We start from the raw sequence: 6,480 nt of genomic DNA, 5'->3' as shown, positions 1-6,480 counted from the left end.
CGCGCCGCCGGGCGCCGCGGTGCCGGCCTCTCGGGCATGGTGCTCGCCGAGCTGCGGACCCTCGCGGCCGAACTCGGCATCAAGGGCACTTCCGGGATGCGCAAGGGCGACCTGATCGCCGCGATCAAGGAACGCCAGGGTGGGGGCGCGTCGAGCGCTCCGGCCACAACGAACAAGGCGGCGGCCTCCGAGGAGGAACCCGCCGCCGAGACCGCGCGGCCCGCGCGGACCCGCCGGACGCGCACTGCCGCACCGGAAGCGGCCGACGAGCAGCCGAAGGCCGAGGTCGCCGAAAAGCCCGGGACCGAGGCTGTCGACGAGTCGAGGACCGAGGCCGGCGAGCGTCCCCAGGGTGAAGGCGACGGCGAGGCTCCCCGTCGTGGCCGTCAGCGTCGTGGTCGCCGTGGTGCCGACCAGAACCCCGACCAGGTCGCCGAGCAGGGCCAGAAGACCGAGGCGCCGGCCGTCGAGCAGCCCGCCGAGCAGGGTGGACGCGGCGACGACAAGCGCGGCGACGACAAGGGCGAGGGCGACGGCCGTCAGCGCGGTCAGCGCGAGCAGGGCGATCGTGCCCAGCGCGAGGATCGTGGCCAGGGTCCGCGCCAGGACAACCGCGACAACCGCGGCGGGGACGACGAGGAAGGCGGCCGCGGTCGCCGGGGCCGTCGTTTCCGTGAGCGCCGCCGTGGACGTGACCGCGGAGAGGCCGGGGGCACCGATACCCGCGAGCCCGAGATCCGTGAGGACGACGTCCTGCAGCCCGTCGCCGGCATCCTCGACGTTCTCGACAACTACGCGTTCGTGCGGACCTCCGGCTACCTCGCCGGACCCAACGACGTCTACGTGTCGATGAACATGGTCCGCAAGAACGGCCTGCGTCGCGGCGACGCGATCACCGGTGCCGTGCGCGTGCCGCGCGAGGGTGAGCAGAGCAACCAGCGGCAGAAGTTCAACCCGCTGGTGCGCCTGGACACGGTCAACGGTGGTGAGGTCGACGCGGCGAAGCGTCGCCCCGAGTTCAACAAGCTCACCCCGCTGTACCCGAACCAGCGCCTGCGTCTGGAAACGACGCCGAACATCCTCACCACCCGTGTGATCGACCTCATCATGCCGATCGGCAAGGGTCAGCGCGCGCTCATCGTCTCGCCGCCGAAGGCCGGTAAGACCACGGTGCTGCAGGACATCGCGAACGCGATCTCGACCAACAACCCCGAGTGCTACCTCATGGTGGTGCTGGTCGACGAGCGTCCCGAAGAGGTCACCGACATGCAGCGTTCGGTGAAGGGCGAGGTCATCGCCTCGACGTTCGACCGTCCGCCGTCGGACCACACGTCGGTCGCCGAGCTCGCCATCGAGCGGGCCAAGCGTCTCGTCGAGGCCGGCCGCGACGTCGTCGTGCTGCTCGACTCGATCACCCGCCTCGGCCGCGCGTACAACAACAGCTCGCCGGCGTCGGGCCGCATCCTGTCCGGTGGTGTCGACTCGACCGCGCTGTACCCGCCGAAGCGGTTCCTCGGTGCTGCCCGCAACATCGAGAACGGTGGGTCGCTCACCATCATCGCGACCGCGATGGTGGAGACCGGTTCGACCGGCGACACCGTGATCTTCGAAGAGTTCAAGGGCACCGGCAACGCCGAGCTCAAGCTCGACCGCAAGATCGCCGAGCGTCGCGTGTTCCCGGCCGTGGATGTCAATCCGTCGGGTACCCGCAAGGACGAGCTGCTCATGAGCCCCGACGAGTTCGCGGTGGTGCACAAGCTGCGCCGTGTGCTCTCCGGACTCGATTCGCACCAGGCGATCGATCTGCTCATCGACCGGCTCAAGAAGTCCAAGAGCAACGTCGAGTTCCTCCTGCAGGTCACGAAGACCGCGCCGGGCGCACTCGAGGACTAGAAGCGCCCGCCCGGGGAATTTTTTCCCCGGGCGTGCGTTTGGCATAATCGAACAGCTGAGTCCGGTTCCGGTTCACGTCTTCGATCCGCGAAGGCGACCCGGCGGCCATCGAAAGGGACACCATGAAGGCAGGAATCCACCCGAACTACCAGGCGACGACCGTCGTCTGCGGTTGCGGGAACACGTTCGAGACGCGCAGCACCAGCGAGGCCGGCCGTATCACGGTCGAAGTCTGCTCGCAGTGCCACCCGTTCTACACGGGCAAGCAGAAGATCCTCGACACCGGCGGACGCGTTGCCCGCTTCGAGGCTCGCTACGGCAAGCGCACCCCGAAGAAGGCCGCTGCCGACAGCTAGCTGCCCTGCCGACGCCCGGTTCTGTCTCGTCACAGACCGGGCGTCGGTGTTTTCGCAGGCTTTCCGTCCGGGTACGACCGTCACCCGGACAGCACGACAGAGACAGAGTGGAGCGAACCCATGGCGGGGCAGACCAAGCCGTCGGCCGTCGACGACATCCTGGCCGAACATGCGGGTCTGGAACAGCAGTTGTCCGATCCGGCACTGCACAACGACCCTGCGGCGGCGCGTCGCGTCGGTAAGCGGTTCGCCGAGCTCGCTCCCGTCATGGCCACGTACACGAAACTGAAGGCGGCCCGCGAGGATCTCGAGGCGGCCCGTGAGCTGGCGTCGGACGACGCCGCGTTCGCCGCGGAGGTCCCCGGACTCGAAGAGACCGTCGCCGAACTCGACAAGACGCTCACCGACCTGCTCGCGCCGCGTGACCCGCACGACGGCGACGACGTGGTCCTCGAGGTGAAGTCGGGGGAGGGCGGTGAGGAATCCGCGCTGTTCGCGTCGGATCTGGCCCGCATGTACACCCGCTTCGCCGAACGTGCCGGATGGCGTGTCGAGGTACTCGGCGCCACCTATTCCGATCTCGGCGGCTACAAGGACGTGACGCTGTCGATCAAGTCGAAGGCCGACGTGCGCGACGGCGTCTGGTCGCGCCTGAAGTTCGAGGGCGGAGTGCACCGCGTGCAGCGCGTGCCGGTCACCGAATCGCAGGGCCGGGTCCACACGTCCGCCGCCGGCGTGTTCATCTACCCGGAGCCGGACGAGGTCGAGGAAGTACAGATCGACGAGGGTGACCTGCGTATCGACGTGTACCGCTCGTCGGGCAAGGGCGGCCAGGGAGTCAACACCACCGACTCGGCCGTGCGCATCACACACCTGCCCACCGGGATCGTCGTGACCTGTCAGAACGAGCGGTCCCAGTTGCAGAACAAGGCCCGCGCCATGCAGGTCCTCGCGGCTCGCCTGCAGGCCGCTGCGGAAGAGGCCGCCGACGCCGAGGCATCCGCCGACCGCGCCAGCCAGGTCCGCACCGTCGACCGCTCCGAGCGCATCCGCACCTACAACTTCCCCGAGAACCGCATCACCGACCACCGCATCGGGTTCAAGGCGCACAACCTCGACGCCGTGCTCGACGGCGACCTCGAGGCGCTGCTCGACGCGCTGGGCCAGGCCGACCGGGAAGCCCGGCTCGCCGCCGAGTGACCCGCAGGCCCGCGGTCATCCACTGCTCGGACCTGCGCTTTACGCGGTCCGGTCAGTCCGGATCTCCCGGTTCCGCCGGGACCTCGGCGATGTCGATGCCGGGCAACAGGAAGCAGTTCTCCCCGGCGGCGTTCTCGTGCATTCCCCACACCGCGGAGACCACGGTGCCCGCTTCGGGTTCGACGAGGGCGACCGGAACGTCGGAACTCTCGCCGGGAGCCAGAGTCGCCGCACCGGACGTGCCGTTGGCGAGGTTGAACCAGTTGACGGTTGCGCCGTTCCCGCCCTCTTCGCCGACGACGTAGAGCAACTCCTCGGCCTCGACGGCTTCCTGTTCGTCGTACGTGATGGACTCCACCGGTGCAATGCCGCCGGCACAGAGCAGCGGCGTGGGCTGGATGTCGATCGGTTCCGCGGTCGCGGCGCCTGCAGCGGCGACAGTCGCGGCTCCGGCGAACGCGGCCGCAACCGCCGCGCGAAGAGCTGTTCTCGACTTGGTCATTACTCTCCCTTTCCGTGGTGCTCGGACGGGCCCGACGCTATCGCCGAACCATCAGGGGCGTGCCGACCGTGACCTATCCGTTCTCCGTTCGTGACCGGCATGGCAGTCTGTACGCCGTGAATCGTCAACCTCTGCGCCTGGCCATCATCGAGGCGGTGTCGGTGCTCGAGGAAGCGGGAGTGCCGAGCCCGCGCGCGGACGCCGAACTGCTCGCCGCCCACCTGCTCGGGATCGAACGGACCAGGCTGGGTCTGGTGCCGTTGGTCGACGTCGCGATGGTCGAGGCGTACCGGGCGATGATCGCGCAGCGCGCCAAGCGAATCCCGTTGCAGTACATCACCGGAACCTCGGCGATGGGGGAGATCGACCTCGCCGTCGGGCCGGGCGTGTTCGTACCGCGCCCCGAAACGGAACTACTGCTCGGCTGGGCGCTGGCCTTCCTCGCGAGCTACCCGCGACGGTCCCCGGTCGTGCTCGATCTGTGCACCGGTTCCGGCGCGCTCGCCCTGGCCATCGCGCACGCCCGGCCGGACGCGGTCGTCCACGCGGTCGAACTCGAGCCGAAGGCTCTCGCGTGGGCCCGACGGAACGCCGAGCACCGGGCGTCGCAGGGTGACACGCCGATCGTGCTGCACCAGGGTGACGTCACCGACCGTGACCTGCTCACCGAGCTCGAGGGCGGCGTCGACGTGATCGTCGCGAACCCGCCCTACATTCCGGAGGGTGCCGAGCTCGAACCCGAGGTCATCGACCACGATCCGTATTCGGCGTTGTTCGGGGGACCCGACGGGTTGTCGGTCATCAAGCCGATGGTCTCCAACGTCGCGCGCTGGCTGCGTATCGGCGGCGCCGTCGCCGTCGAGCACGACGACACCAACGGTGCCCAGACTGCAGACTTGTTCGCCCAGCGTCGCGTGTTCGGGGAGGTCGCCGAACACCCCGATCTGGCGGGAAGACCGCGCTTCGTCGTCGCCCTGCGGGTGCCGACGGACGTCGAGGCGCAACGGACGCGCGCGACCCGGCCCGTGGCGGACGAGACCGGGACCGACGAGTGACGAGTCCCGGGCGGGATGCCGGGCACGCCGTTCCGAGTGAAAGGATGGTCGGGTGAGCACCGTCTACGATTGCAGTCAGCCAGATTCCCGGACAGCAGGTCTCAACGCCGCACGAGGCGCTCTGAAGGCCGGCAGGCTCGTCGTGGTGCCGACCGACACCGTCTACGGTGTGGCGGCCGACGCCTTCGACAGCGAAGCAGTGGCCTCCCTGCTGCGTGCGAAAGGTCGTGGGAGGGACATGCCGGTCCCCGTGCTGGTCGGATCGTGGAACACGATCGACGGACTGGTCACCACCGTCCGCCCCGAGACGCGTGAGCTGATCCGGGCGTTCTGGCCGGGCGGACTCAGTCTCGTCGTGCACCAGGCGCCCTCCCTGGCCTGGGATCTGGGGGACACCCGCGGCACGGTGATGCTGCGGATGCCCCTGCACCCGGTGATCCTCGAACTGCTGCGCGAGGTCGGCCCGCTGGCCGTCTCGAGCGCGAACGTCTCCGGGCAGGCGCCCGCCACCGTCGTCGACGACGCCCGCCGGCAGCTGGGTGCCTCGGTGAGCGTCTACCTCGACGGTGGACCCTCGGAGCACGCGGTCGCCTCGACCATCGTCGACATGACCTCCGACCGTCCGCGCATCCTCCGTGAAGGTGCCGTGTCGATCGAGGCCATCGCGGAGGTACTGGGCGAGGACCCGGACCGCCTGCGCCCCGGCGGGGAGTGACGGGCAGGGACCTGCGTAGGTGACTTCCGTCGACACTGCCCTGGTGCTGGCCCAGTCGGGCCGCGGCGCCGGTGTACCTCTCCGTGAGCTGCTGCTGGTGCTGCTCACCGCCGCGGTCGTGACGTTCCTGGCGACCGGTCTCATCCGGATCGCCGCGATCCGCTTCGGTGCGGTCGCCGCACCCCGCGACCGTGACGTCCACGTGATTCCGACGCCGCGGCTCGGCGGCGTCGGAATCTATTTCGGGCTCGTCGCGGGTCTGGTCTTCGCGCACCAGTTGCCCGCGCTGACGCGGGGATTCGAATACACACCCGACATGAGCGCGGCGCTCGTGGCCGGGACGATCATCGTCGTCGTCGGAATCATCGACGACCGCTGGGGCCTGGACGCGCTGACGAAGTTCGTCGGCCAGGTCACCGCGGCGGGAGTGCTCGCGGTGATGGGGGTGAGCTGGATCGTCATCTTCGATCCGTTCAGCGGCAACACCCTCGTCCTGGACCAGCTGCAGGGTGGCCTCATCACCGTCGCGGTCGCGGCGGTGATGATCAACGCGATGAACTTCGTCGACGGCTCCGGTCTCGCCGCTCATCGGGCTCATGCTCGCTGCAGTGTCGACCAGCGCCTCGGGTCGGATTCCGTTGGCCGCGTACGGCACCCGCGACCTGCTCGGTCTGCTGTCGCCCCTGCTGCTCGTCGGCGCCGTCATGTTCATCCCGATCCTGGACCTGCTGCTCGCGATCGTGCGCCGCACCCGGGCCG

6 protein-coding genes and 1 pseudogene are annotated in these 6,480 nt (G+C 69.2%); 6 read left to right on the top strand and 1 reads right to left on the bottom strand.

The window, feature by feature from the left end:
• The 3 genes from rho to prfA all read left to right on the top strand — a co-directional run.
• On the top strand, positions 1-1,893 hold a 1,893-nt coding region (gene rho, locus A8G15_RS25240; RefSeq protein ID WP_245687997.1), incomplete at its 5' end, for a transcription termination factor Rho.
• A gap of 122 nt (positions 1,894-2,015) precedes the next feature.
• A complete protein-coding gene (gene rpmE, locus A8G15_RS25235; protein ID WP_068165743.1) occupies positions 2,016-2,249 on the top strand; it encodes a 50S ribosomal protein L31 in 234 nt (77 codons plus the stop codon).
• A gap of 120 nt (positions 2,250-2,369) precedes the next feature.
• Entirely contained in the window at positions 2,370-3,449 is a 1,080-nt protein-coding gene (gene prfA / locus A8G15_RS25230; protein ID WP_068165742.1) for a peptide chain release factor 1, read from the top strand.
• 52 nt (positions 3,450-3,501) lie between these two features.
• Here prfA and A8G15_RS25225 read toward each other — a convergent pair whose 3' ends face one another.
• Positions 3,502-3,951 (bottom strand): hypothetical protein, encoded by a 450-nt coding sequence (locus A8G15_RS25225; protein ID WP_068165741.1) that lies wholly within the window; start codon positions 3,949-3,951, stop codon positions 3,502-3,504.
• 116 nt (positions 3,952-4,067) lie between these two features.
• Here A8G15_RS25225 and prmC point away from each other — a divergent pair, with 116 nt between their 5' ends.
• From prmC to A8G15_RS25210, 3 genes and pseudogenes are all read left to right on the top strand, one after another.
• A complete protein-coding gene (prmC, locus tag A8G15_RS25220) occupies positions 4,068-5,006 on the top strand; it encodes a peptide chain release factor N(5)-glutamine methyltransferase (protein ID WP_068165746.1) in 939 nt (312 codons plus the stop codon).
• A gap of 52 nt (positions 5,007-5,058) precedes the next feature.
• Complete coding sequence (locus A8G15_RS25215; protein ID WP_068165740.1) at positions 5,059-5,721, top strand: L-threonylcarbamoyladenylate synthase; 663 nt, start codon at positions 5,059-5,061, stop codon at positions 5,719-5,721.
• 19 nt (positions 5,722-5,740) lie between these two features.
• Positions 5,741-6,480, top strand: a pseudogene (locus A8G15_RS25210) (MraY family glycosyltransferase); the annotation flags it as partial.

This window comes from Rhodococcus phenolicus, from assembly GCF_001646785.1.
Classification (GTDB): domain Bacteria; phylum Actinomycetota; class Actinomycetes; order Mycobacteriales; family Mycobacteriaceae; genus Rhodococcus; species Rhodococcus phenolicus.
This window is presented reverse-complemented; position numbering and strand designations above follow the sequence as displayed.

Coding starts and splice junctions, on each gene's coding strand:
- rpmE (WP_068165743.1), top strand. CDS start 2,016: ATGAAGGCAGGAATCCACCCGAACTACCAGGCGACGACCGTCGTCTGC.
- prfA (WP_068165742.1), top strand. CDS start 2,370: ATGGCGGGGCAGACCAAGCCGTCGGCCGTCGACGACATCCTGGCCGAA.
- A8G15_RS25225 (WP_068165741.1), bottom strand. CDS start 3,951: ATGACCAAGTCGAGAACAGCTCTTCGCGCGGCGGTTGCGGCCGCGTTC.